This window comes from Altererythrobacter sp. CAU 1644 (assembly GCF_029623755.1).
Classification (GTDB): Bacteria; Pseudomonadota; Alphaproteobacteria; order Sphingomonadales; family Sphingomonadaceae; genus Erythrobacter; species Erythrobacter arenosus.
On sequence record NZ_CP121106.1, the window covers coordinates 1,059,888 to 1,082,354 of the forward strand.

The 22,467-nt window shown below is 63.5% G+C and carries 18 protein-coding genes; 8 read left to right on the plus strand and 10 right to left on the minus strand.

Translation table 11 applies throughout. The features are described from left to right. The first annotated feature begins 31 nt into the window (after window positions 1–31). On the plus strand, window positions 32–973 hold the full coding sequence (gene phhA / locus P7228_RS05235; protein WP_278017160.1) for a phenylalanine 4-monooxygenase: 942 nt from the start codon (window positions 32–34) through the stop codon (window positions 971–973). 69 nt (window positions 974–1,042) lie between these two features. Here the strand turns inward: phhA and P7228_RS05240 are convergent, their stop codons facing one another. The 4 genes from P7228_RS05240 to P7228_RS05255 all read right to left on the minus strand — a co-directional run bounded on the left by P7228_RS05240 (window position 1,043) and on the right by P7228_RS05255 (window position 4,386). After that, window positions 1,043–1,303 carry a hypothetical protein gene (locus P7228_RS05240; protein WP_278017161.1) on the minus strand — a complete coding sequence of 87 codons (261 nt, stop codon included), beginning with the start codon at window positions 1,301–1,303 and terminating at the stop codon, window positions 1,043–1,045. 78 nt (window positions 1,304–1,381) lie between these two features. After that, complete coding sequence (locus P7228_RS05245) at window positions 1,382–1,639, minus strand: GlsB/YeaQ/YmgE family stress response membrane protein (RefSeq protein ID WP_278017162.1); 258 nt, start codon at window positions 1,637–1,639, stop codon at window positions 1,382–1,384. Window positions 1,640–1,718: 79 nt separating this feature from the next. Beyond that, entirely contained in the window at window positions 1,719–2,513 is a 795-nt protein-coding gene (locus tag P7228_RS05250; protein WP_278017163.1) for an undecaprenyl-diphosphate phosphatase, read from the minus strand. A gap of 31 nt (window positions 2,514–2,544) precedes the next feature. Next, on the minus strand, window positions 2,545–4,386 hold the full coding sequence (locus tag P7228_RS05255) for an ABC transporter transmembrane domain-containing protein (RefSeq protein WP_278017164.1): 1,842 nt from the start codon (window positions 4,384–4,386) through the stop codon (window positions 2,545–2,547). 177 nt (window positions 4,387–4,563) lie between these two features. On the opposite strand from P7228_RS05255, the gene P7228_RS05260 reads away from it, so the two are divergent. Then, window positions 4,564–5,799, plus strand: coding sequence for a polyhydroxyalkanoate depolymerase (locus P7228_RS05260; RefSeq protein ID WP_278017165.1), 1,236 nt, complete (start codon window positions 4,564–4,566; stop codon window positions 5,797–5,799). Window positions 5,800–5,897: 98 nt separating this feature from the next. Then, window positions 5,898–6,815 (plus strand): DMT family transporter, encoded by a 918-nt coding sequence (locus tag P7228_RS05265; protein ID WP_278017166.1) that lies wholly within the window; start codon window positions 5,898–5,900, stop codon window positions 6,813–6,815. Between the two features lie 30 nt (window positions 6,816–6,845). Here the strand turns inward: P7228_RS05265 and P7228_RS05270 are convergent, their stop codons facing one another. The 4 genes from P7228_RS05270 to P7228_RS05285 form a co-directional block, all read right to left on the minus strand. After that, entirely contained in the window at window positions 6,846–7,454 is a 609-nt protein-coding gene (locus tag P7228_RS05270) for a DUF4126 domain-containing protein (RefSeq protein ID WP_278017167.1), read from the minus strand. A gap of 78 nt (window positions 7,455–7,532) precedes the next feature. Further along, window positions 7,533–8,117 carry a carboxymuconolactone decarboxylase family protein gene (locus P7228_RS05275; protein WP_278017168.1) on the minus strand — a complete coding sequence of 195 codons (585 nt, stop codon included), beginning with the start codon at window positions 8,115–8,117 and terminating at the stop codon, window positions 7,533–7,535. Further along, complete coding sequence (locus P7228_RS05280) at window positions 8,117–9,298, minus strand: acetyl-CoA C-acyltransferase (protein ID WP_278017169.1); 1,182 nt, start codon at window positions 9,296–9,298, stop codon at window positions 8,117–8,119. The genes P7228_RS05275 and P7228_RS05280 overlap by 1 nt, the downstream gene beginning before the upstream one ends. Window positions 9,299–9,376: 78 nt before the next feature. Beyond that, on the minus strand, window positions 9,377–9,826 hold the full coding sequence (locus P7228_RS05285; protein WP_278017170.1) for a MaoC family dehydratase: 450 nt from the start codon (window positions 9,824–9,826) through the stop codon (window positions 9,377–9,379). A 244-nt stretch (window positions 9,827–10,070) separates the two neighbouring features. On the opposite strand from P7228_RS05285, the gene P7228_RS05290 reads away from it, so the two are divergent. Beyond that, window positions 10,071–12,050, plus strand: coding sequence for a sulfatase-like hydrolase/transferase (locus P7228_RS05290; RefSeq protein ID WP_278017171.1), 1,980 nt, complete (start codon window positions 10,071–10,073; stop codon window positions 12,048–12,050). Here P7228_RS05290 and P7228_RS05295 read toward each other — a convergent pair. Both P7228_RS05295 and P7228_RS05300 read right to left on the minus strand, forming a co-directional pair. Further along, window positions 11,950–13,371, minus strand: a complete 1,422-nt coding sequence (locus P7228_RS05295; RefSeq protein WP_278017172.1) for a DUF5935 domain-containing protein — start codon at window positions 13,369–13,371, stop codon at window positions 11,950–11,952. The genes P7228_RS05290 and P7228_RS05295 overlap by 101 nt on opposite strands. Further along, window positions 13,368–13,544, minus strand: coding sequence for a hypothetical protein (locus P7228_RS05300; protein ID WP_278017173.1), 177 nt, complete (start codon window positions 13,542–13,544; stop codon window positions 13,368–13,370). Before P7228_RS05300 ends, P7228_RS05295 begins: the two co-directional genes overlap by 4 nt. A 115-nt stretch (window positions 13,545–13,659) precedes the next feature. Here P7228_RS05300 and P7228_RS05305 point away from each other — a divergent pair, with 115 nt between their 5' ends. The 4 genes from P7228_RS05305 (at window position 13,660) to P7228_RS05320 (ending at window position 22,306) form a co-directional block, all read left to right on the plus strand. Beyond that, on the plus strand, window positions 13,660–14,886 hold the full coding sequence (locus P7228_RS05305; protein ID WP_278017174.1) for a TIGR04063 family PEP-CTERM/XrtA system glycosyltransferase: 1,227 nt from the start codon (window positions 13,660–13,662) through the stop codon (window positions 14,884–14,886). 36 nt (window positions 14,887–14,922) lie between these two features. Beyond that, window positions 14,923–15,960 (plus strand): hypothetical protein, encoded by a 1,038-nt coding sequence (locus tag P7228_RS05310; RefSeq protein ID WP_278017175.1) that lies wholly within the window; start codon window positions 14,923–14,925, stop codon window positions 15,958–15,960. A 235-nt stretch (window positions 15,961–16,195) separates the two neighbouring features. Then, window positions 16,196–20,857, plus strand: coding sequence for a glutamate synthase large subunit (gene gltB, locus P7228_RS05315; protein ID WP_278017176.1), 4,662 nt, complete (start codon window positions 16,196–16,198; stop codon window positions 20,855–20,857). Between the two features lie 12 nt (window positions 20,858–20,869). Beyond that, window positions 20,870–22,306: a glutamate synthase subunit beta gene (locus P7228_RS05320; protein WP_278017177.1), complete on the plus strand. Its 1,437-nt coding sequence runs from the start codon at window positions 20,870–20,872 to the stop codon at window positions 22,304–22,306. Window positions 22,307–22,467 lie beyond the last annotated feature (161 nt).

The following is a 22,467-nucleotide window of genomic DNA, read 5'->3' on the forward strand; positions in this document are numbered from 1 at the left end:
CAAAGCGCGTGATATGGTTGCAATTGAAACTATGGCTACGATCGCAGAACCACAGCAGGACTATTCCATCCTGCCCGAATTGCCGGCCGATGTCTTTACCGCGCCGCTCAAGAAACCCGCGCATGTTGGGGAGGACTGGCTCGAGCCCAAGCAGACCGAATATTCGTCCGAGGAAGACGATATCTGGAACGACCTGTTCGCGCGCCAGATGGATGTGCTGTCCGGCCGCGCAGCGAGCGCCTTCATGGCCGGCCTGCAGAAGCTCAATCTCAATCGCGGCGGCGTTCCCGAATTCGGCAAGCTCAGCGAGGATCTGTCGGCCCTCACCGGGTGGACGGTGGTTCCCGTGCCGATGCTGATCCCCGATCACGTGTTCTTCTGGCACCTCGCCAATCGCCGCTTCCCGGCGGGCAATTTCATCCGCACGCGCGAGACCTTCGACTACATCCAGGAACCTGACGTCTTTCACGATGTCTTCGGCCATGTCCCGATGCTGACCGATCCGGTCTATGCCGATTACATGCAGGAATATGGCCGCGCCGGGTGGAAGGCGATGCGCTACAACCACTTGAAGGCGCTCGGCGCACTCTATTGGTACACGGTCGAGTTCGGACTGATCGAGGAAGCGCCCGACGATATTCGTGCCTATGGTGCGGGCATCCTTTCCGGGCCGACCGAGGCCGTATTCTCAGTCGAAGCCGAAAGCCCCAACCGCATCATGCTCAATGTCGACCGGGTCATGCGCACCGACTACGTAATCAGCGACCTGCAGCCGACCTATTTCGTCATCGAAAGCTTCGAAGATCTCTACCGGCAGACGGTGGAACGCGATTTCGACCGGCTTTACCGCAGCCTTGCGCCGAGTTTCACCTACGCCAATTCGGCGGTGATCGACGTCGACAATGTGCTGCACCGCGGCACCCAGGAATACTGGCTGCGCGGCGGTCGGGGTAGCGGGGCAAGACCCGTCTGAACCAAGCCAAAAAGAAAACCGGCCCGGGATCGCTCCCGAGCCGGCTTCTAATCCGATTGGATCGGCCGCTTAGTTGACGGCTTCTTCCACGCCTTCGGTCAGCGCGTCGGTGTCGCCTTCGGCAGCGTCTTCGATGTCGTCAGCCTGGGCTTCCATGGCATCGGCCTGCTCGTCGGTGATCGCACCGGCGTCTTCCATCGCATCAGCCGTGTCTTCCATGGCTTCAGCCTGTTCTTCGGCAGCTTCTTCAGCCGGGCTGTCGCATGCTGCGAGAGCAAGACCCATAGCGGCAACCGAAGCGAACGCGGCGCTCTTCATAGTGAACTTCATTTACTTTCCCCTTCTTGAAATTGGGACAGCGGTAGGAAACATCCCCTGACCCTGATTGATGTCGTAAGGTGGACCCGCTCAGGCGTTCGCCCGATGCCTCTGATAAAGAGTGAGTGCGGCCAGGAGCACTACCGCTCCGGCAACCGCTGCGAGCAGTGCAGTCGCGCTGAGGCCACCGATGATCGAGCCCTTGTTGACGAGCAGGCCCGCCAGCAGGGAACCGATGACGCCCGCAGCGGCATCCGTTAGGATACCGTTGCGATCTTCGGTGCGTGTGATGATCGATGCCAGCCATCCCAGAATGGCGCCGATCACGATCAGCAAAATGAGTGCCATGCTTTCTTCCAACTCGGTTTAGTCGGTACAACAAGCTTGCAGTGCAATTGGTTCCAGATTTGCGATGAACCGTTGTGGTTTAGAACAACGCAAGGAGAATGATACCGAGCGCGACACGATAGATCACGAAAACGAGCATCGACGCCTTTTTGAGAAAGTTCATCAGGAAGGCCATCGTGGCAAACGCGGCGAGGAAGGTAAGTCCTCCCGCGATCAGCGCGTCGAGTTGCATGGCCTGCGAAGCTTCCGCGAGATCGAGGGCCGCCAGCAGGCCGGCGCCGGCCACGGCAGGCATGGCCAGGAGGAAGGAGAAGCGGGCAGCTTCGACACGGCCGTAGCCGAGAAAACGTGCCATCGTCATGGTCGAACCCGAACGGCTCGTCCCCGGAATAAGCGCGAGGGCCTGGGCCAGCCCGACAAGAACCGCGTCGCGGAAGGTGAGATCCTCGAATTTCTTCTCCTGCCGCCCCCAACGATCAGCCGCGCCGAGGAGCAGCCCGTAGACGATGAGGTTGATGGCAACGAGATCGGTGCTCCGGAAGCTCTCCAGGTAGCCGCCCATCTTGAGGAACAATCCGACCACCACCGCCGGGATGGTGCCGACGAGCACCCACAGGAACAGTCGCCGCTGGAGCGGATCGTCGGCCAGCCCAACCGTCGCGAAGCCGCCGCGCGCCAGCCCCATAACATCGCGCCAGAAATAGATGATGATCGCCAGCAGCGACCCGACATGAACCGCCACATCGATCATCGGCCCCTGGTCCGGAAAATCGGTGAGGTGGGGGATCAGGATCAGGTGACCCGAGGACGAGATCGGAAGAAACTCCGAGATCCCCTGGACAATGGCGATCAGCAGCAATTGCAGGAATGTCATGGAAGCGGGCTCGCGCCTTCAGATGTTTGGCTCAGGCCGCCTCGGTAGCGGCAAATTGGAGTTTCGCAAGTCGCGCATAGAGCCCGCCGGCCTGGCTGAGCTCCGCATGCGTTCCCTGTTCGACGATCCGGCCATCGTCGAGCACGACAATGCGATCGGCCGCGCGCACCGTTGCCAGGCGATGCGCAATGACCAGCGTGGTGCGGTGTTCCATCAGCCGCTCGAGCGCCTGCTGGACGAATTGCTCGCTCTCGGCATCGAGCGCGCTGGTCGCTTCGTCGAGGAGCAGGATCGGCGCATCGCGCAGCAGGGCGCGCGCAATGGCAATGCGCTGTTGCTGGCCGCCCGACAGGCGGGTTCCGCTCTCGCCAAGGTAAGTGTCGAGACCTTCGGGCAGATCGCGCAGGAAGCTCTCGGCGTTCGCCGCGCGCGCCGCCTCCCAGATCGCCTCGTCATCCGCTTCCCAATTGCCGTAGCGCAAATTGTCGCGAGCATTGGCGCTGAACAGCACGCCATCCTGCGGGACGAAGGCTATCCGTTGACGGATTTCGGCCGGATCGGCCTTGGTCAGGGGTACGCCGTCGAGCCGGATCGTCCCTGCCTGCGGGTCATAGAACCGCTCGACCAGCTGGAAGATGGTCGACTTGCCCGCACCCGAAGGGCCGACGATCGCCACCGTCTCGCCGGGTTCGACCTCGAGCGTGAAATCCTTGAGCGCCGCCGTCTCGGGCCGGGTCGGATATCGGAACGTGACGTTGCGAAACGACAGGCTGCCGCGCGGGGGAAGCGGCAGCGCCTCGGGCCGCTCGGGCGGCGCGATATCGGGCTTGGCATTAAGCAGCTCGTTGAGGCGGCTGGCCGCGCCGGCGCCCCGCAACAGGTCGCCATATACTTCGGTCAGCGCGCCGAACGCGCCTGCGACAAGTCCGCCGGTCAGGACGAAGGCGAAGATCGTGCCGCCGGAAATCGTCCCCTCCGTCACTGCGATCGCACCGCGCCACATGACCAGGGTGATTCCGCCGAAGATCAGCAGAATGACGATCGAGGTCATGATCGCGCGCAACAGGATGCGTTTGCGTGCCGTCTCGAAGGTCCGTTCGGCCACGTCGCCGAAGCGTTCTTCTTCGCGCGCTTCCTGGTTGAAAGCCTGCACGATCTTCATGCCCGACAGCACCTCGGTGACCATCGCGCCAACGTCGGCGACCCGGTCCTGGCTGGTGCGGGAGACAGACCGGATGCGCCGCCCGAACACCATGATCGGCAGGATCACTACCGGGATGCCGATCAACAGCCCCAGGGTCAGGGTCGGCGCCAGGTAAAGCAACAACGCCGTGCCGCCGATCGCCATCAGCGTGTTACGCAGCGCGATCGAGACCGTTGTTCCGACAACCTGCTCGATGATCGAGGTGTCGCTCGTCATCCGGCTAGAGATCTCCTTCGGGCTGTTCTCTTCGTAGAAGCCCGGCGCCAGCCGGAGGAGATTCCTCTGCACCTTCTTGCGGATATCCGCCACGACACGCTCGCCGATCCAGCTCACGAAGTAGAACCTCAGCGCCGTGCCCAGGCCGAGCACGACCACGATCATCAGCAAGTACTGGAAGGCATGCGCGATCTGTTCCTGCCCTGCGGCACCGCTGAACGCCTCGTCTATGATCACCTTGAACCGCCACGGGATCGCCAATGTGGCGCCTGCGGTGGTCAAGAGCGCGAGGAAGGCGAGGGCAATTTGCGTCGGATACTTGGCCGCCTCGCGATAGATCATCTTGAGCGGCCCGAGCGTGCGCGCCGGCTTGCCCGCGCGCCGCTCCTTGCGGCGAGCGAAGAATCCGCCCTGCGGCTCAGCCGCCTCCAGTTCCTCGGAATTTCCGTCCATTGCGCTGTCAGGTAGCCCCCAGGCTCATGAATTTCACCCCGCAAATCCACAAATAGGCGATGAAAAGGGCACTTTTGCGCATTTTGTGCATTGCACAATGACCGTCAACGCGTCAGTCTCCCTCGTTCAAGCGCACGGAAGAGGCGCGCGCATACGACGTCGCAACAGGGGAATGTCTTGCTTTATCACGCATACGAACTGCAGCGCAGTTGGTTGAACGGCGCCAGCGCCTGGGCCTCGATCAGTGCCGAACTGATGACCAATCCGGCCAATCCGATGGCTTATCTCGGCCTTGGTCCGATGGCAGCCAGCGCGCTCGAAGTGTTTGCCCATGCGACGGCGACCTATGGCAAGCCGGCTTTCGGCATCGAGTTCGTCGAGATCGAGGGCAAGAGATATCCGGTTGAAGAGGCGACGGTGGTCAACCGCCCGTTCGGCGACCTCAAGCGCTTCCACCGCGAGGGGCTGCCCGAAAACGCGCCCAAGCTTCTGATCGTCGCCCCGATGAGCGGGCATTACGCCACGCTGCTGCGCGGGACGGTCGAAAAGATGGTGGAGACGAACGAGGTCTACATCACCGATTGGGCCGACGCGAAGACCGTGCCCTTGCACGAGGGGAGTTTCGACCTCGACGACTACATCGATTACCTGATCGAGTTCCTCCAGTTCATCCATGCCGGCGGCGGCGGCAAGCGCCCGCACATGATGGCGGTGTGCCAGCCTTCGGTTCCGGCTTTCGCCGCAACCGCATTGATGAACCTGCATGACGATCCCGCCGCTCCCGCGACCCTCACCATGATGGGCGGCCCGATCGATACGCGCGAAAGCCCGACTTCGGTCAACGACCTCGCCATGGAACGCCCGATCGAATGGTTCCGCCAGACGGTGATCGCAACCGTGCCGATGAACCATCGCGGCGCCGGGCGGCGCGTCTACCCGGGCTTCCTGCAACTCGCCGGTTTCATGAGCATGAACCTCGGCAGCCACATGATGAGCCATTACGAGATGTTCAAGCATCTGACCGTGGGCGATGGCGACAGCGCGCAGGCGCACAAGGATTTCTACGACGAGTACCGCAGCGTCTGCGACATGACCGCGGAATTCTACCTCCAGACGGTCGAGGAGGTCTTCCAGAAGCACTCGATCCCCAATGGCGAGTTCCGCCACAAGGGCGAGATCGTCGATCTCGGGGCTATTACCGAGACTGCCCTGCTGGCCGTCGAAGGCGAGCGCGATGATATCTCGGGGCTCGGCCAGACCAAGGCCGCGCTCGATCTCGCTACCGGCCTCTCAAAGAAGAAAAAGCGGTATTACATGGCCGAGGGTGCTGGGCACTACGGCATCTTCAACGGCAGCCGCTGGCGCACCAAGGTCGCCCCGGTGGTCGAGGAATTCATCGCCAAGCACGGTTGATCGGCGGACGGCCGTTCACAAACATTGAGCGCAAGTTCCGGGACGCATCGCGATGCGCCTCTTTATACCCTTTGCCGGTAGCGGAAGGGCAAGCGAGCATGATCGATATCCGGATGACCAAGGCGCAATGGGCGATGCTGGTGCTCCTCTCGATGCTCTGGGGAGGCTCGTTTTTCTTCGTCGAAGCGATCCTGGTTGATCTTCCTCCATTGACGCTTGTGCTGGGCAGGGTCACGATCGCCGCAACCTGCCTATGGGTGTTTCTCCTAGTGACCCGGCGCCCGCTCGCCCTGCAACCGAGAATCTGGCTGGCATTCGCAATCATGGGCCTGCTCAACAACCTCATCCCGTTCAGCCTGATCGCCTGGGGTCAGACCGAGATCTCTTCCGGGTTGGCTTCAATCCTCAACGCGACGACACCGCTGTTCGCGGTCCTTGTCGCTGCGCTCTGGTTACCGGATGAACGTCCCGGCCCTGCCAAGATCACAGGCGTGGCGATCGGTTTCGTCGGCGTAGTAGTTCTGATCGGCAGCGACGCTCTCGGCGGATTGGGTGCGAGCACCATGGCGCAGGCAGCAATCCTGCTTGCCGCGATTTCCTATGCTTTCGCGGGGGCATTCGGCCGGCGGTTTCGCGACTACGGAGTCGACCCGGTGATGGTCGCCGCAGGACAACTCTCTGCGTCGGCGGTCTTCCTCGCTCCGGTCGCCATCCTGATCGACCGTCCCGGCCAGATGGCGATGCCCGGGATCGCAGCCATGCTGGCGTTGCTCGGACTGGCGCTGTTCTCGACCGCGCTCGCCTACGTCCTCTATTTCCGGCTGCTGGCGCAAGCAGGCGCGACCAACCTCCTGCTCGTCACATTCCTCATTCCGGTTTCGGCGATCGCACTCGGCACCACCTTTCTTGCAGAGCAGCTATCCCCCAACGAGATCACCGGCATGGCAATCATTGCGCTGGGACTGGTCGTACTGGATGGCCGCGCGTGGGAGGCGACCAAGCGGGGGACGGCTTAGCCCTCTATCCGGCAAAAAACAGAAAGGCGGCTACGATGCTGGCGGCGGTTCCTTGGGTCGCGGATTGAAGAAGCCGCGGATCAAGCGCCGCAAAGCAAGAATGAGCCAGATGGTCAGACCCAGCAGGACCAGTGCGATACCGGCCGCGATGTAGGGATATTCGTAGGCCGCCCAGAGTAGGCCCACGGTCGCGACATCCTCGGCCGTCGAAACCGCGATATTGCTGACCGGTTCAGGGCTGGCATTGACCGCAGCGCGTGTCCCCGCCTTGCCCGCATGCGCGGCGAGGCTTGCCCCGCCGCCGAGGAGGAAGGCAACCACCTGCATCGCCGGATCGGACGGATCGACAATGGCGAGCGCGAGCAATGCGCCGCCGACCGGGCGGACCAGCGTGTGGACCGTGTCCCAAATGCTGTCGAGCCACATCACCTTGTCGGCGAAGAACTCCGCCAGTGCGCCGAGCGCGGCGATACCCATCACCCACGGGTTGGCGAGCACGCCCAGCGAAGCGAGGTGTTCGGGGATCGGCAGCGCTTCGAGCCGCATCGCCAGGCCCGTCGCGAAGATGCAGAGATAGAGCCGCCAGCCTGACAGCAGGCTGACGCTTCCCGCGATCCCGATGATTTCCATGATGCCCATTGTCGCGTCCTCTCCGCCCGGGAGAATGCGCGCAAATGCCGAAAACGGCAATCCCGCCAGCTATTTGTAAACTCCAGGCTAGCTTGGCGTCAGGTCCGGATCGGCCATGTCGCCCTCCTCGAGCTGCACCCCAAAGCTGTTCAGCATCATCGAAACCTGGGTGTACTGGCCCACCGTCATCACCAGATCCACGCGCCCCTTAGTACCGAGTTCGGACAGGTCGTCCCAGGTCGCATCGCTGACATGGTGGTCCGTAACGAGCTCGTCGCAGGCGCGCAGCATCGCGCGCTCGAGCGGAGTCCACCCCTCGGCATCGGGGCCTCGCTTGATTCGCGCCACCTCATCATCGCTGAGGCCGCAGAGCTTGCCGATCCGCGTATGCTGGGCGAACTCGTAACCCGACCGGCACAGCCAACCCGTGCGCAGGATCACGATCTCGCGTTCGCGTGGCGGCAGGCTGTTGCGGCGCGACAGGATATAGCTGCCCCAGCCGAGGAAGGCTGCGAGCCCCTTTGGCGCATGGGCGAGCGTGCGAAAGATATTCAGCACCTTGCCGCCCCCGACCATGTTGTCGGGATTGGTGAGGGGTGCGAGCACAGTCTGCTGCTCCTCGTCGAGCCGATCCATGTCGACCGGCTCGATCCGAGGAGACTTAAGGCGCATCAGAAAATCTCGAACAGGCCCGCTGCACCCATGCCGCCGCCGACGCACATAGTGACGACGCCGTATTTCGCCTTGCGGCGCTGACCTTCGCGCAGGATGTGACCGACGCAGCGCGCCCCAGTCATGCCATAGGGGTGGCCGATCGAGATCGAGCCGCCGTTGACGTTGAGCTTGTCGTTGTCGATGCCAAGCTTGTCGCGGCAATAGAGCACCTGAACCGCGAAGGCCTCGTTGAGCTCCCACAGGTCGATATCGTCGATCGAGAGATCGAAGCGCTTGAGCAGCTTGGGAATGGCAAAGACCGGGCCGATGCCCATCTCGTCGGGTTCGGTCCCGGCAACCGCCATGCCGATGCAGCGGCCAAGCGGGGTGAGACCCTTCTGAGCGGCAACGGCGCCTTCCATCACCACCACTGCAGCCGCACCGTCCGACAACTGGCTGGCATTGCCCGCGGTAATCGTGGTGCCTGGGCCGAGCACCGGTTGGAGCGAAGCCAGGCCTTCGAGCGTGGTCGATGGACGATTGCCCTCGTCCTTGGCGATGGTCACGTCCTGTTCGGAGACTTCGCCGGTCTCCTTGTCCTTGACCATATGCGTGGTGCTGACCGAGACGATCTCGTCGCCGAACAAGCCCGCTTCCTGCGCGGCAGCCGTGCGCTGCTGCGACTGCAGGCTGTACTCGTCTTGCGCCTCGCGGCTGATGCCGTAACGCTGCGCAACCGTTTCGGCCGTCTGGAGCATCGGCATGTAGATCGCGCCGTGCATCGCCATCAGCGACTTGTCGGGCATGACGCGCATTTCGGGTGTCTGCACGAGGCTGATCGACTCCTGGCCGCCTGCGGCAACCACATCCATCCGGTCCATCACGACCTGCTTCGAAGCGGTCGCGATCGTCATGAGGCCCGAGGAGCACTGGCGATCGATCGTCATGCCGCTGGTGGTGATCGGGCAGCCGGCGCGCAAGGCGACCTGGCGCCCGAGATTTCCCGCCTGGGCGCCCTGCTGGAGCGCTGCACCCCAGATCACGTCATCGACCTCGCCCGCTTCGATGCCGGCCCGCTCGATGGCGGGCGCGAGGGCATAGGAGCCGAGCGTCGCACCGGGCGTCGAATTGAATGCGCCCTTGTAAGCCTTGCCCATTCCGGTGCGGGCGGTGGAGACGATGACTGCGTCACGTGACATGGGGTATTCCTTCAAATTGTTTCGAGGGTCCGTATCCCTGGGGAGGGGATGCGCCCGGGCGAGGCCGGGCGCCTGGGATCAGACGAAGAACTGCGTGATCCATTCGCAGATCAGTGCGGGCTTGTCCTCGCCTTCGATCTCGATGGTGATCTCGGCGGTCTGTTGCCACTGGCCGGGGCGCTTCTCGACCATCTCGACGAGCTTCCAGTGGCCGCGGATACGCTTGCCCGAGCGGACGGGCGAAATGAAGCGCGTCTTGTTGCCACCGTAGTTTACGCCCATCTTCACGCCGTCGATCTTCGGTATGTCGCTGTTGGCCGAGAGATAGGGGATCATCGAGAGCGTCAGGAAGCCGTGGGCGATCGTTCCGCCGAAGGGCGTCATCTTGGCCGCTTCTTCGTTGATATGGATGAACTGGTGGTCGCCGGTCGCATCGGCGAACTGGTTGATGCGGTCCTGGCTCATTTCGACCCACTCGCTGGTGCCGATGTTTTCGCCGGTCTTTGCTGCCAATTCCTGCGGGGTCATGCGCCTCTCCTAAATCTGTGCGTTCGAAATCGCGCGACTCCGGCGCGCGTTGTCGCGGGACTCATGGCGCATCGGAGCCAAGAGCGCAATCAAGTTTCCGTTTACGTCAACTTGCCGTTACGGCTTGGCGGGCTTGGGAAAGCTTCAATTTCGGCCCTACTTGCGCGTGACCGTGCATTAACCGCCGCCCGCTATGGCTGACGCGGGCGCATTCGCGATATTGGGCGGTGTGAGGGAAGGGGCGATGCTCGCAGGATTGTTCGACCGATCGCTGAGGCCGCGGCTCGCGGTTCCGCTGGTTGTGCTGGCGGTAAGTGCGGCCGAACTGCTAGTTGCAGACCGCAAATACGGGGTGTTCACGGGCGGGTTCGGCCAGTCGCAGGCGGTCGACACCCCATCCGAACTGGCGATCTTTGCGATCGGCTACGTCCTCTCGCAGCTGGCGGCGGCCCTCCTGGCATGGGTTATCGCCAAGTGGATTGCCCGCGATTCAGGTTCGTCCGTCACGGTCGTGCATTTTGCCTTTCTCTATGGCGGGCTGAGCCTGATCGCGCTCAATGTTCAATACCAGCTCCATTCCTATTTCAGCGATGCCGTAAGCTTCGCCTTGCTCAAGCAATTGGGCGGAGGCAGCGCGACCGACGCGCTGTTGTTCGCCAAGAACGAGATCGCGCTGGGCCTGGGTGCGGTAGCAATCGTGATTGCGCTGTGGTGGGGGCTCGCCAGGCTGGTGCGGCGTATTGCGACGGCGGGTGACCGCGCGCCCGCCGGTCCGCTGCGCAAGCGGCATGTGGGTCTGGCCTGGGCCGCCTTCCTCGCCGCGCTCTTCATCGTCCCGCAATTCGGTGGCGACGCGACCAAGGGGCTGGGCCGGATGCTGGTCTGGCAGGGTGCCTCCTCCGCGCTCGCCGCGACCACCGATTTCGATGGCGATGGCTATGGCCTTGCGGGCAGGAGCATCGACACCCACCCCTTCGACGGCGCGCGCCATCCGCTGGCGCTCGACATTCCGGGCAATGGCGTGGACGAGGACGGCTATGGCGGCGACCTCGAGCTGGTGCCGGTGCCGGCCCCGCTACCGCTGACGCCGGTAGCAGGCGACCAACCGCACGTCGTGATCGTGATCCTCGAAAGCACCCGCTGGGACGCGATCGGCAAACGCATCGACCGCAAGCCGGTCGCGCCGAACCTCGAAGCCGTGGTGGCCCAGGGCGGCGCAATAGTCCCGAGTTTCAGCCATATCGGGTTTACCACCGGCTCGCTGAAATCGATCTTTGCTGGAGCGATCGAGGTCGCACCGGGCGCGCCCAGCCTGTTTCGCGAGCTCAAGCAGAGCGGCTACGGCATCTCCGTCTTCTCCGGCCAGCCAGAGGATTTCGGCGGCATCTCGGAAGCGGTCGGAATGCGCGAATTGGCCGATCGCTTCGTGGATGCCGAAGCGCTCAAGGAGCAGCGCGCCTTCAGCTTCGCAGCGCAAGGCTCACTGCTGGTCGACGAAGCGGTCGTGACCGGCGAGTTCGCCAAGGCGCTGGGCGAGAAGAGCCAGTGGGCCAAACCCCAGTTCGTCTATCTCAACTTCCAGTCGCCGCACTTCCCCTACCATCATCCCGGCGTTCCCGAACGCTTCGCGCATCCGCCGATCGAACGCGGCGAGATCGGCGCCGAGAATGCGGAGCGCGTGCGGCTGACCTATTGGAACGCGGTGGCGCATGCGGATGCCGCCCTCGGCCAGATCGTCGATCAGTTGAAGGAGCTGGGGCAGTGGGACAACACCATCCTGCTGGTCAGCGGCGATCATGGCGAAGCGCTGTTCGAGGAGGGTTTCCTGGGCCATGGACACATGATCGACCGCCTGCAGTACGGCACCTTCCTCGCCAGCAATCGCCCGCTCGACCAGGTCACCGCGCCCATCGCGATCAGCGACTACCGCCGCATCCTGCATGGCCTGCTCGGCGCCAAACTGCCTTCCGCCCGGCAGTTTGCCCCCTTCATGCATGTTGGAACGCTCGATGAGCCGACCGCGATCGGCATGACTGACCAGCACCACGGAATTGTCTCGCTCCGCTTCGACCGCGAAGAGGCCTGCTTCGAGGCAAGCCGAAGCTGCACCCGCTATGGCGCGCTCAAGGGCGAGAAACGCTCGGCCGTCGATGCGCTGGTGGCGCGATGGGGCTCGGAACGGTGGGCTGCGCGCCAGCGCCTCCGCGAGGGCGCCGCTCAGTAATCGGCACCTTTTCCGGCGTCTCGATCCGCTTGAGGTAGTTCCACAGCCCGATCTGCAGGCCAAGCAACATCAGGATGAAGGGCTGGTAGGCAATGCCCTGGAACAGCGAACCGACAAGATAGATTATCTGCGCCATCTGGAGTGCGGCAGCGAACGGCGCCTGCCACTGGTTACCCTCCCCGACCCGGTCCTTCCAGCGTCGCCGGATCTTCTCCATGTGGATGATCCCCAGTGCATGCAGCCACAGCCACAGGATCAGGCCGGGCCAGCCCTGCTCGCCGAGCATTTCGAAGATCGCCGAATGATAGGCGCGCCCTTCATCGACAACCTCGCGGTTTTCGATCAGCTGGGTGTTCCCCTGCACCTCGACGACCGGCATGTCGTAGGCGAACTTGTTTCCGCGATAGGCGTCGAACCCGCCGCCAAGCGGGCGCTCCTCGGCGAACTCGATGGTCCATTCCCACACGGCGAGGCGGGTCGAGGCCGACTGGTCTCCCTGGTGCCCGGTGATCGTCGCCATGCGCTCGTAATAGCTTTGCGGGAGGAACGGCAGGGCTGCCAGGCCAAGGGTCGCCCCGGCAATCATGTAGAGCACGCGCTGCTTGACGTCGCGCAGCATCAGCAGGCCGAGCGCGGCGATGCACAGCAGTCCGGTGCGCGCCTCGGTCCCGATCGGGATCAGCAGGCTGGCGAAGATCAGCGCATAGGCGAAGGTCTTGACCCGCCAGTCGGGCGGAAAGATCGAGCCGAAGCGCACGAACCACAGGATCACCGGGATCATGGCAATGGCGACGGTCGCCAGTGTCGAGCTCTCGTAGATGCCGCTGTTGTTGTTCACGAACAGGTAGAGCCCGCCATAGCCGCCCCCACCAAGCACAGTCTTGATGCCCGCGCTGACCACGATAGTCGCCACCGTCAGCGTCATGACCAGCGCCAGCCCCTCGATCCTCAGTCGCGTCGTCAGGGTCAGCGGCAGGAAGATCGCGAACACCAACGCCTTCCACACCCACTCCCATTTCTCGAGCGCTTCAATCGGGAAATCCGCCCGCGAAGTGGTCCAGGCACAATATGCCAGCAGAGCCAGCATCAGCGCCTGGCGCAGCGAAAAGCGTGCACCCTTCTTCCCGTCCAGAAGAAGCCAGCCGCCAAACGCCGCGACAAAGGCAATCAGCGAGACCGGGACCGACTGGATGATGCCGTAACCGATCTTCTGCGGCGCAAGGATGTCGATATAGGCATAGGCCAGCACCCAGAAAAACGGGCGCTTCAGTCCGAGCACCAACACGAAGCCGATGAAGGCAAGGAAAACGAGATCGATCATCGCCTGACCCGGTTTCCCGAGCGATAACGGCGCGGCTCGTCCGGCTCGGCAACGGGGGCCGTCGTCGGTTCCGGTGCCAGCACTTCCTCGTCCAACTCGTCGCGCGCCATCAGCCGCAGCAGCGCGACGATCAGAAGTCCGTGGCCAAGGGCAAGGGCGAAATAATCGATCAAGCGCCGCTTCCGTTTCGTGATCCATGGCGAGCGCACAATGCGCCCATCGTGATTCCCGCCTAGCAGCATGCAGTTGACGGCCCGTTAAGCACATTCGTGGCAAAGGAAGGTCGCCATGCGCATCTTGCACGTCCTCGACCACTCGCTCCCGCTCCACAGCGGCTATACCTTTCGCACACGTGCGATCCTCAAGAGCCAGCAGGCCGCAGGCCTCGAGGTGCGCGGCGTCACGGGCCCGCGCCAGCTCGGCGACGGCCCACCAGTCGAGGAAGTCGACGGGCTGCTGTTCCACCGTACTGCCGGGACTGCCGAGGGCCCCGCCGGCCTGCGCGAATGGCGCGAGATTGCCGCTTTCGCAGAGGGGATCGAGCGGGTCGTCACGGACTGGCGCCCTGACGTCATCCATGCCCATTCACCCGCTCTATGTGGCGCCGCCGCACACAAGGTGGCGCGCAAGCACAATATCCCGCTGGTCTACGAGATCCGCGCCTTCTGGGAAGACGCGTCGGTCGGCAACGGCACCGGACGCGAAGGATCGATCAAGTATCGGCTTACCAGGGCGCTGGAGAATCGGGTCGTAGCCAGTGCCGATGCCGTTTTCACCATTTGCCACGGACTTCGCGACGACCTGATCGCGCGGGGCTTCAATCCGGGAAAGATCGGCATCTCACCCAACGGCGTCGACATGGCGCTGTTCGGGGAGCCGGCGCCGCGCGACGACGCGCTGGCAGCCGAGCTTGGCATCGCGCCAGACGAGCCGGTGATCGGCTACATCGGCAGCTTCTACGATTACGAAGGGCTCGACGATCTCATCGCGGCGATGCCGCTGCTGCGCGCGGAACACCCGGGCGCCCGACTGCTGATGACCGGTGGAGGTCCGATGGAGGCTGCGTTGCGCGCGCAGGTTGCGGCCCTGTCCGATCCCGAAGCCGTGATCTTCACCGGACGCGTCCCGCATTCGGAGGTCGAGCGCTATTACTCGCTGATCGACATACTGGCCTACCCTCGCAAGAGAAGCCGCCTGACCGATCTCGTCACTCCGCTGAAGCCGCTTGAGGCAATGGCCCAGCAGCGGCTGGTCGCCGCGAGCGACGTCGGCGGTCATCGCGAACTCATCACCGATGGTGCGACCGGCACGCTGTTCCCGGCCGACGATCCCGAAGGCTGCGCCGATGCGCTCGGCGACCTCATCCGTCACCGGCACGAATGGGACGCAATCAAGCAGCGTGCGTTGGCGCATGTCCGCACGCGGCACGACTGGGCCAAGAACGTCGAGCGTTATCTGCTCGTTTACCATGAACTGCTAGGCAATCGGACAAGCGGCGACAGGCAGGCAGCCTGAAGCCGGACGACCGAACGCAGGAAACAGGTGTATTTCATGGCTTTGGGCCGCAGGACAACCGCAACACCGCGCCAGCCGCTCGCTGCGCATCCCGCCTTTGCCGCGATCCTGTGCCTGTGGGTCGCAGCTCTGTTTGGCCTCGCCGTAATGGTCCTGCCAGGCGCCATGCTGGAGGGGTTGGTTGCACGAAGCGGTCTTGCCGCCGTGCTCCCCGCAGCCGAACCTCCGCTCGGCAGCACTGCCCGATTTCTGGTCGCAGCAGCCGCGGCAGTATTCGGCGGAGTGGCCGGATTCATGATCGCCCGGCTGCTGGCACGCCTCACCGCCCGCAAGGCCAGGGTTGCAGTAGAGAATGTCGCAGATCCCGAGATTGAGGATCCAGTCTTCGCACCGGAAATCGACAGCGAAGAAGAGGACCCGTTCCCCTTCGACATCGACCCCGACATGCTCGATGATGAAATCGAAGAACCGGCGATCGCCGAAATTTCGGTAGAACCCAGCGAACCGGCCATCCTTACAATCGAGGAACTCGATCAGGCCGGGCTCGACCGAGCTGTCGCCAAGGACGAGGCGCAGGATTGGGACTTCGAACAAGCAAGCCACGATCCAGAGGATTTCAGGCCCGATGTGGGCGCATGGGGTCTTGAGGAAGAGGTTGAAGACTTCGAACCCACGCCCGAGCCTGCGCCGCTTGCTCATGCTCCTTCGCCCCACTCGGTGGCTCCACAAGCGCCTGCGCCCGATGCCCGCGATGGGCTCGGCAGGCTTCGCTCGCGCAGGCTCGAGGAATTGAGCCTTGCGGAAATGGTCGAAAGGTTCGGCGGTGCGCTCTCCGAACACCGTGACGCCATCGAGCGCGACCCGGCGCTGCGCAACGAGGTCCAGCCCGTGATCGCAGCCGCGCTCAAGGCCCTGACCGGTCACGAACGGGCAAAGCGCGCGGCGCCCACTCAGTACCAGGCGACCCAGGGAAATGCCGCGCTCGACATCTCGACGCGCGAGCAGGCCGAGGCCACTGAAGAAGCCCTGCGCGAGGCGCTGGAGAAGCTCCAGCGCATGAGCGGCAACTTCTGATCCGACGCTACGGCAGCCGGCGACAGAGGCCAAATTTGCGCGGCAAGGCTAAAGTCGGCCTTTAGCCGGGGCAATCGAATTCACTTCCCTTCGCAGTTGCAAAAACACGTTCATTTCTTCAAGAAGTTCCTTCGCGACATTTTCGAAGCCCTGATGCGGGGCGAATCGCGCTTCATTGCCCACTGGCCGCTCCGGCGAGCAGGGCAGGATGCAGCGACGATGGGATGGAGATTGAATGGGTTACCCGGCGCATGGCCTGCCGGAACGGCAGGGCCTCTACGATCCGCGCAATGAGCATGACGCCTGCGGTGTGGGCTTTGTCGCCCACATTAAGGGTGACAAATCGCACGCGATCGTAACCCAGGCGCTCGAGATTCTCGCCAATATCGACCATCGCGGCGCGGTGGGCGCCGACCCGCTGCTGGGCGATGGTGCGGGCATCCTGCTGCAGATTCCCGACCCGCTGTTCCGCAAATGGGCGGTCAGCGAGGGCAAGGAACTCCCGGCGCCAGGCGACTATGCAGTGGCGCAATGCTTCATGCCGCAGGACGATGCCGCGCGCACCTTCGTGACCGAGCAGTTCGAGAAATTCATCGAAAAGGAAGGCCAGCGCCTGATCGGCTGGCGTAAGGTCCCGACGACGCTTGATGGGCTCGGCAAGGCGGTGGTCCAATCGATGCCGGTGATGCGCCAGGCGATCATCGCCCGGGGCGACAATTGCGCCGACCAGGACGCTTTCGAACGCAAGCTGATCGTCATCCGCAAACAGGTGCAAAACCCGCTCAAGAAGCTCGAGGAAAAGCACGATCTTCCCGGCCTGACCGAGCTCTACATCCCGAGCCTGTCGAGCCGCACCATCGTTTACAAGGGCCTGCTGCTCGCCAACCAGGTCGGCTCCTATTACGACGATCTGCGCGACCCCGACTGCGTTTCGGCGCTCGGCCTGGTCCACCAGCGTTTCAGCACCAACACCTTCCCGAGCTGGCGGCTCGCCCACCCGTACCGTTTCATGGCGCATAACGGCGAGATCAACACGGTTCGCGGCAATGTGAACTGGATGAATGCGCGCCGCCGGACGATGGAATCGCCGCTGTTCGGCGCCGATCTCGACAAGCTGTGGCCGATCATCCCGCATGGCCAATCGGACACCGCCTGCCTCGACAACGCGCTCGAGCTGCTGCTGCTGGGCGGCTACAGCCTTGCCCATGCGATGATGATGCTGATCCCCGAAGCCTGGGCCAAGAACGAGCTGATGGATCCGGGTCGGCGCGCCTTCTACGAATTTCATGCCGCTCTGATGGAACCGTGGGACGGCCCCGCCGCGGTCGCCTTCACCGATGGGCGCCAGATCGGTGCGACGCTCGACCGCAATGGCCTCAGGCCCGCGCGTTTCTGCGTGACCAAGGACGAAATCGTCTGCCTCGCTTCGGAGAGCGGCGTGCTGCCATTTGCCGAGGAAGACATCACCCGCAAGTGGCGCCTCCAGCCCGGGCGCATGCTGCTGATCGATTTCGAACAGGGTCGCATCATCGAGGACGAGGAACTCAAGGCCGAGCTGTCCGCTGCGCACCCTTACAACAAGTGGCTCGAGGACGTGCAGTTCAAGCTCGAGGATATCGATCATATCGAGCCCGAGCTGTCGGCCGTTGCCGAACACACCACTACCCTGCTCCAGCGCCAACAAGCCTTCGGCTATACGCAGGAGGATATTGCGCGCTTCCTCGAACCGATGATGGTCGGCGCCGACGATCCGATCGGTTCGATGGGTACAGATACGCCGCTCGCGGTGCTGTCGAACCGCAGTCGGCTGCTCTACGACTATTTCAAGCAGAACTTCGCCCAGGTCACCAACCCGCCGATCGATCCGATCCGCGAAGAACTGGTAATGAGCCTGCTGTCGATGATCGGCCCGCGCCCCAACCTGCTGGGCCGCGATGCCGGTACGCACAAGCGCCTCGAGATCGGCCAGCCGATCCTCACCAATGACGAGCTGGCCAAGATCCGCTCGGTCGAGATCGCGCTCGACGGCGCCTTCCGGACCGAGACCATCGACATCACCTGGGATGCCTCGGCGGGCGTCGAGGGGATCGAGCTCGCGCTGCGCGAAATGTGCTGGGCGGCTACCGAAGCGGTACTTCAGGACCATAATATCCTGATCCTGTCAGACCGCGCGCAGGGTCCGGATCGCGTGGCCATGCCCGCGCTGCTCGCGACCGCTGCCGTGCACCATCACCTCGTCCGCCAGGGCCTGCGCATGCAGGCGGGGCTGGTTATCGAGACCGGCGAGGCGCGCGAAGTGCACCATTACTGCGTGCTTGCCGGTTACGGCGCCGAAGCGGTCAATCCTTACGTCGCGTTCGAAACGCTCGAGGAAGTGCGCGCCAAGCGGCACCCCGATATCGATCCCAAGGCCGTCCAGAAGAACTACATCAAGGCGGTCGGCAAGGGCATTCTCAAGGTCATGTCCAAGATGGGCATTTCGACCTACCAGTCCTATTGCGGTGCACAGATCTTCGACGCGGTCGGCCTGTGCTCCGATTTCATCGAGAAATACTTCACCGGCACCGCGACCACGATCGAGGGCGTCGGGCTGGAAGACGTCGCCAGGGAAAGCGTTCTGCGTCATGCGCAGGCATATGGCGACAACCCGCTCTACCGATCGATGCTCGATGTCGGCGGAATCTACCAGTACCGCTTGCGGGGCGAGGCGCATTCCTGGACCCCGACCAGCGTCGCGCAGTTGCAGCACGCGGTGCGGGGCAATGATGCGAAGAATTACGAGGAATTCGCGCGGTCGATCAACGAGCAGTCCGAAAGGCTGCTGACGATCCGCGGACTGATGGAGTTCAAGCGGGCTGACCAGGCCATCCCGCTGGAAGAGGTCGAACCGGCAAGCGAGATCGTCAAGCGCTTCAGCACCGGGGCGATGAGCTTCGGCTCGATCAGCCACGAGGCGCATTCGACCCTCGCCATCGCGATGAACCGGATCGGCGGTCGTTCGAACACCGGCGAGGGCGGCGAAGAGCCCGAGCGCTTCCGCGCGCTCGACAATGGCGATTCGATGCGCAGCCGGATCAAGCAGGTCGCCAGCGGCCGCTTCGGCGTGACCACCGAGTACCTCGTCAATTCGGACGATATCCAGATCAAAATGGCGCAGGGCGCTAAGCCCGGCGAAGGCGGCCAGTTGCCCGGTCACAAGGTCGACAAGCGGATCGGCGCGGTGCGGCACTCGACCCCCGGTGTTGGCCTCATCAGCCCGCCGCCGCATCACGACATCTATTCGATCGAGGATCTCGCGCAGCTGATCCACGACCTTAAGAACGTGCAGCCGAGCGCGCGCATCTCGGTCAAGCTGGTCTCCGAAGTCGGCGTCGGCACCGTTGCCGCCGGTGTGTCAAAGGCGCGTGCCGACCATGTCACGATCTCGGGCTACGAGGGGGGCACCGGTGCCTCTCCGCTGACCTCGCTCACCCATGCGGGCAGCCCGTGGGAGATCGGCCTTGCCGAGACCCAGCAGACCCTGCTCCTCAACGACTTGCGCAGCCGCATCGCGGTCCAGGTCGACGGCGGCCTGCGCACCGGTCGCGATGTCGCCATCGGTGCGCTGCTGGGCGCGGACGAGTTCGGCTTCGCCACTGCGCCGCTGATCGCGGCGGGCTGCATCATGATGCGCAAGTGTCACCTCAACACCTGCCCGGTCGGGGTCGCGACGCAGGACCCAGTGCTGCGCAAGCGCTTCACCGGCACGCCCGAGCATGTGATCAACTATTTCTTCTTCGTCGCCGAGGAACTGCGCCAGATCATGGCCGAACTCGGCTTCCGCACCGTCGAGGAGATGGTTGGCCGAGTGGACCGGCTCGACATGCGCCGCGTCCACCGCCACTGGAAGGCGCAGGGCGTCGACCTGTCCAAGCTCCTGCACACGATCACGCTAGAGGAAGGGGCACCGCTCCGTCACACCGAGGGCCAGGATCATGGGCTGGCAGCGGCGATGGACAATGAGCTGATCGCAGCTTGCAAGCCGGCCATCGAAAGCGGCCAAGCGGTCGAGATCACGCGCGAAATCCGCAACGTCAACCGCACCGTTGGCACCATGCTGTCGGGCGAGATCGCGAAGGCGCATGGCCACGAGGGTCTTGCACCCGACACCATCCGTATCAAGCTGACTGGGGTGGCAGGCCAGAGCTTCGGCGCATGGCTGGCGCACGGCGTCACGCTCGATCTTGCCGGCGATGCCAATGACTATGTCGGCAAGGGCCTGTCGGGCGGGCGGATCATCGTCAAGCAACCCGAAGGCGTCGACCGCGATCCGGGCGAGAACATCATCGTCGGCAATACCGTGCTGTACGGCGCGATTGCGGGCGAAGCCTATTTCTCCGGCGTCGCTGGCGAGCGCTTCGCGGTGCGAAACTCAGGCGCCATTGCGGTTGTCGAGGGTACGGGCGACCACGGCTGCGAATATATGACCGGCGGCGTAGTTGTCGTACTCGGCCAGACCGGTCGCAATTTCGCCGCGGGGATGAGCGGCGGGATCGCCTATGTGTACGATCCCGACGGCGCGTTCGACCAGCTCGTCAACAAGGCGCAAGTCGAGATCGTCGACGTCACCCCGGGCGATGGCGAGGGTGCCCAGAACAGCTGGAGCCGCCCCGAGCAGCGCCCGATCTCCGTCAACAATTTCGGGATGGGCGATCCGCTCTATCACGATTCCGAACGGCTGAAGATCCTCGTCGAACGTCACTTGCTGCACACCGGCTCGGCCAAGGCGAAGGCGCTGCTCGACGACTGGCAGAATGCATTGAAGAACTTCCGCAAGGTGATGCCGCGCGACTACAAGCGCGCGCTCGAAGCGCTCGAGACCGAGCGGCTCGAAGCCGAAACCGTCGCAGCGGAGTAAGGGTCAGAAGGTATGGGCAAGGAAACAGGCTTCCTCGAACTCGACCGCCGCGATCGCGATTATCTCGATCCGGCAGAACGGGTGCACAATTACCGCGAGTTCGTGGTCCAGCCGGACGACGAAACGCTCAAGGCGCAGGCCAGCCGCTGCATGAATTGCGGCATTCCCTATTGTCACAACGGCTGTCCAGTGAACAACATCATCCCGGACTGGAACCACCTGGTCTACGAGGGCGATTGGAAGAACGCGCTCGACGTGCTCCATTCGACCAACAATTTTCCCGAGTTCACCGGACGCGTCTGCCCCGCGCCATGCGAAGCGAGCTGCACGCTCAACATCATCGACCAGCCGGTAACCATCAAGTCGATCGAATGCGCGATCGTCGACCGCGGCTGGCGCGAAGGGTGGATCCTGCCCCAAGTCCCGGCGAAACGCACCGGCAAGGGTATCGCCGTGGTTGGCTCCGGCCCCGCCGGGCTAGCCTGTGCCCAGCAACTCGCCCGGGCCGGTCATACCGTCGTCGTGTTCGAGAAGAGCGACCGAATTGGCGGCTTGCTGCGCTACGGCATCCCCGACTTCAAGATGGAGAAGCATCTCATCAACCGCCGCGCGGTGCAGATGGAGGCCGAAGGGGTCGAATTCCGCACTTCGAAGGAAGTCGGTGTCGATGTCTCGTTCAAGAGCCTGGAGGAGAATTTCGACGCCATCGTTCTCGCGGGCGGCGCAGAAGAAGCGCGCGGCCTGGTCATCCCGGGTGCGGAACTGCCCGGCGTACGGCTCGCGATGGAGTTCCTCACCCAGCAGAACAAGCGCAATGCGGGCGACGAGGAAGTTCGTGCTGCGCCGCGCGGCTCGCTCCTCGCGACCGGCAAGAATGTCGTCGTCATCGGCGGCGGGGATACCGGCAGCGACTGCGTCGGCACGTCGAACCGGCAGGGTGCGAAGAGCGTTACCCAGCTCGAGATCATGCCCAAGCCGCCCGAGCACGAGGACAAGGCGCTGACCTGGCCCGACTGGCCGCTCAAGCTCCGCACCTCCTCGAGCCACGAGGAAGGCGTCGATCGCGACTGGGCCGTACTGACCAAGCGCGTCGTCGGCGATGGGGAAAACGTCACCGGGCTCGAGTGCGTCCGGATCGAGTGGAATGACGGCAAGATGGAGGAAGTGCCCGGCAGCGAGTTCACGCTCGAGGCCGAGCTGATCCTGCTTGCTATGGGATTCACCGGACCCAAGAAGGCCGGATTGCTCGACCAATCCGGCGTTGAGCTCTCCGAGCGCGGCAATGTCTCGGCGAATACGGAAAGTTACGCGACCAGCCAGCCCAAGGTGTTTTCTTGCGGCGACATGCGTCGTGGGCAGAGTCTGGTGGTCTGGGCGATCCGCGAGGGGCGGCAGGCCGCACGCGCAGTCGATGAGTTCCTGATGGGTGTGAGCGAATTGCCACGCTAGGTCGGGGACCTCTCCAGCTTGTCGCGTTTGTACAATTCGCGAAGTTTTCGCTGATTCATAACGAATTAGTTGGGACCAGAATGGATGTATTCCGGCATTTCGCGTTGCTGCGAATTGTCGCGCATGCTTCCATTCCGCCCGATAGAAAAATGCACAAGACC

What these genes read in the sequence shown, in the direction of transcription:
- P7228_RS05290 (WP_278017171.1), top strand. Translation starts at nt 10,071, where the DNA reads ATGCTCGCAGGATTGTTCGACCGATCGCTGAGGCCGCGGCTCGCGGTT.
- P7228_RS05285 (WP_278017170.1), bottom strand. Translation starts at nt 9,826, where the DNA reads ATGACCCCGCAGGAATTGGCAGCAAAGACCGGCGAAAACATCGGCACC.
- P7228_RS05280 (WP_278017169.1), bottom strand. Translation starts at nt 9,298, where the DNA reads ATGTCACGTGACGCAGTCATCGTCTCCACCGCCCGCACCGGAATGGGC.
- phhA (WP_278017160.1), top strand. Translation starts at nt 32, where the DNA reads ATGGCTACGATCGCAGAACCACAGCAGGACTATTCCATCCTGCCCGAA.
- gltB (WP_278017176.1), top strand. Translation starts at nt 16,196, where the DNA reads ATGGGTTACCCGGCGCATGGCCTGCCGGAACGGCAGGGCCTCTACGAT.
- P7228_RS05270 (WP_278017167.1), bottom strand. Translation starts at nt 7,454, where the DNA reads ATGGGCATCATGGAAATCATCGGGATCGCGGGAAGCGTCAGCCTGCTG.
- P7228_RS05250 (WP_278017163.1), bottom strand. Translation starts at nt 2,513, where the DNA reads ATGACATTCCTGCAATTGCTGCTGATCGCCATTGTCCAGGGGATCTCG.
- P7228_RS05265 (WP_278017166.1), top strand. Translation starts at nt 5,898, where the DNA reads ATGATCGATATCCGGATGACCAAGGCGCAATGGGCGATGCTGGTGCTC.
- P7228_RS05305 (WP_278017174.1), top strand. Translation starts at nt 13,660, where the DNA reads ATGCGCATCTTGCACGTCCTCGACCACTCGCTCCCGCTCCACAGCGGC.
- P7228_RS05255 (WP_278017164.1), bottom strand. Translation starts at nt 4,386, where the DNA reads ATGGACGGAAATTCCGAGGAACTGGAGGCGGCTGAGCCGCAGGGCGGA.
- P7228_RS05320 (WP_278017177.1), top strand. Translation starts at nt 20,870, where the DNA reads ATGGGCAAGGAAACAGGCTTCCTCGAACTCGACCGCCGCGATCGCGAT.
- P7228_RS05275 (WP_278017168.1), bottom strand. Translation starts at nt 8,117, where the DNA reads ATGCGCCTTAAGTCTCCTCGGATCGAGCCGGTCGACATGGATCGGCTC.
- P7228_RS05295 (WP_278017172.1), bottom strand. Translation starts at nt 13,371, where the DNA reads ATGATCGATCTCGTTTTCCTTGCCTTCATCGGCTTCGTGTTGGTGCTC.
- P7228_RS05240 (WP_278017161.1), bottom strand. Translation starts at nt 1,303, where the DNA reads ATGAAGTTCACTATGAAGAGCGCCGCGTTCGCTTCGGTTGCCGCTATG.
- P7228_RS05310 (WP_278017175.1), top strand. Translation starts at nt 14,923, where the DNA reads ATGGCTTTGGGCCGCAGGACAACCGCAACACCGCGCCAGCCGCTCGCT.
- P7228_RS05245 (WP_278017162.1), bottom strand. Translation starts at nt 1,639, where the DNA reads ATGGCACTCATTTTGCTGATCGTGATCGGCGCCATTCTGGGATGGCTG.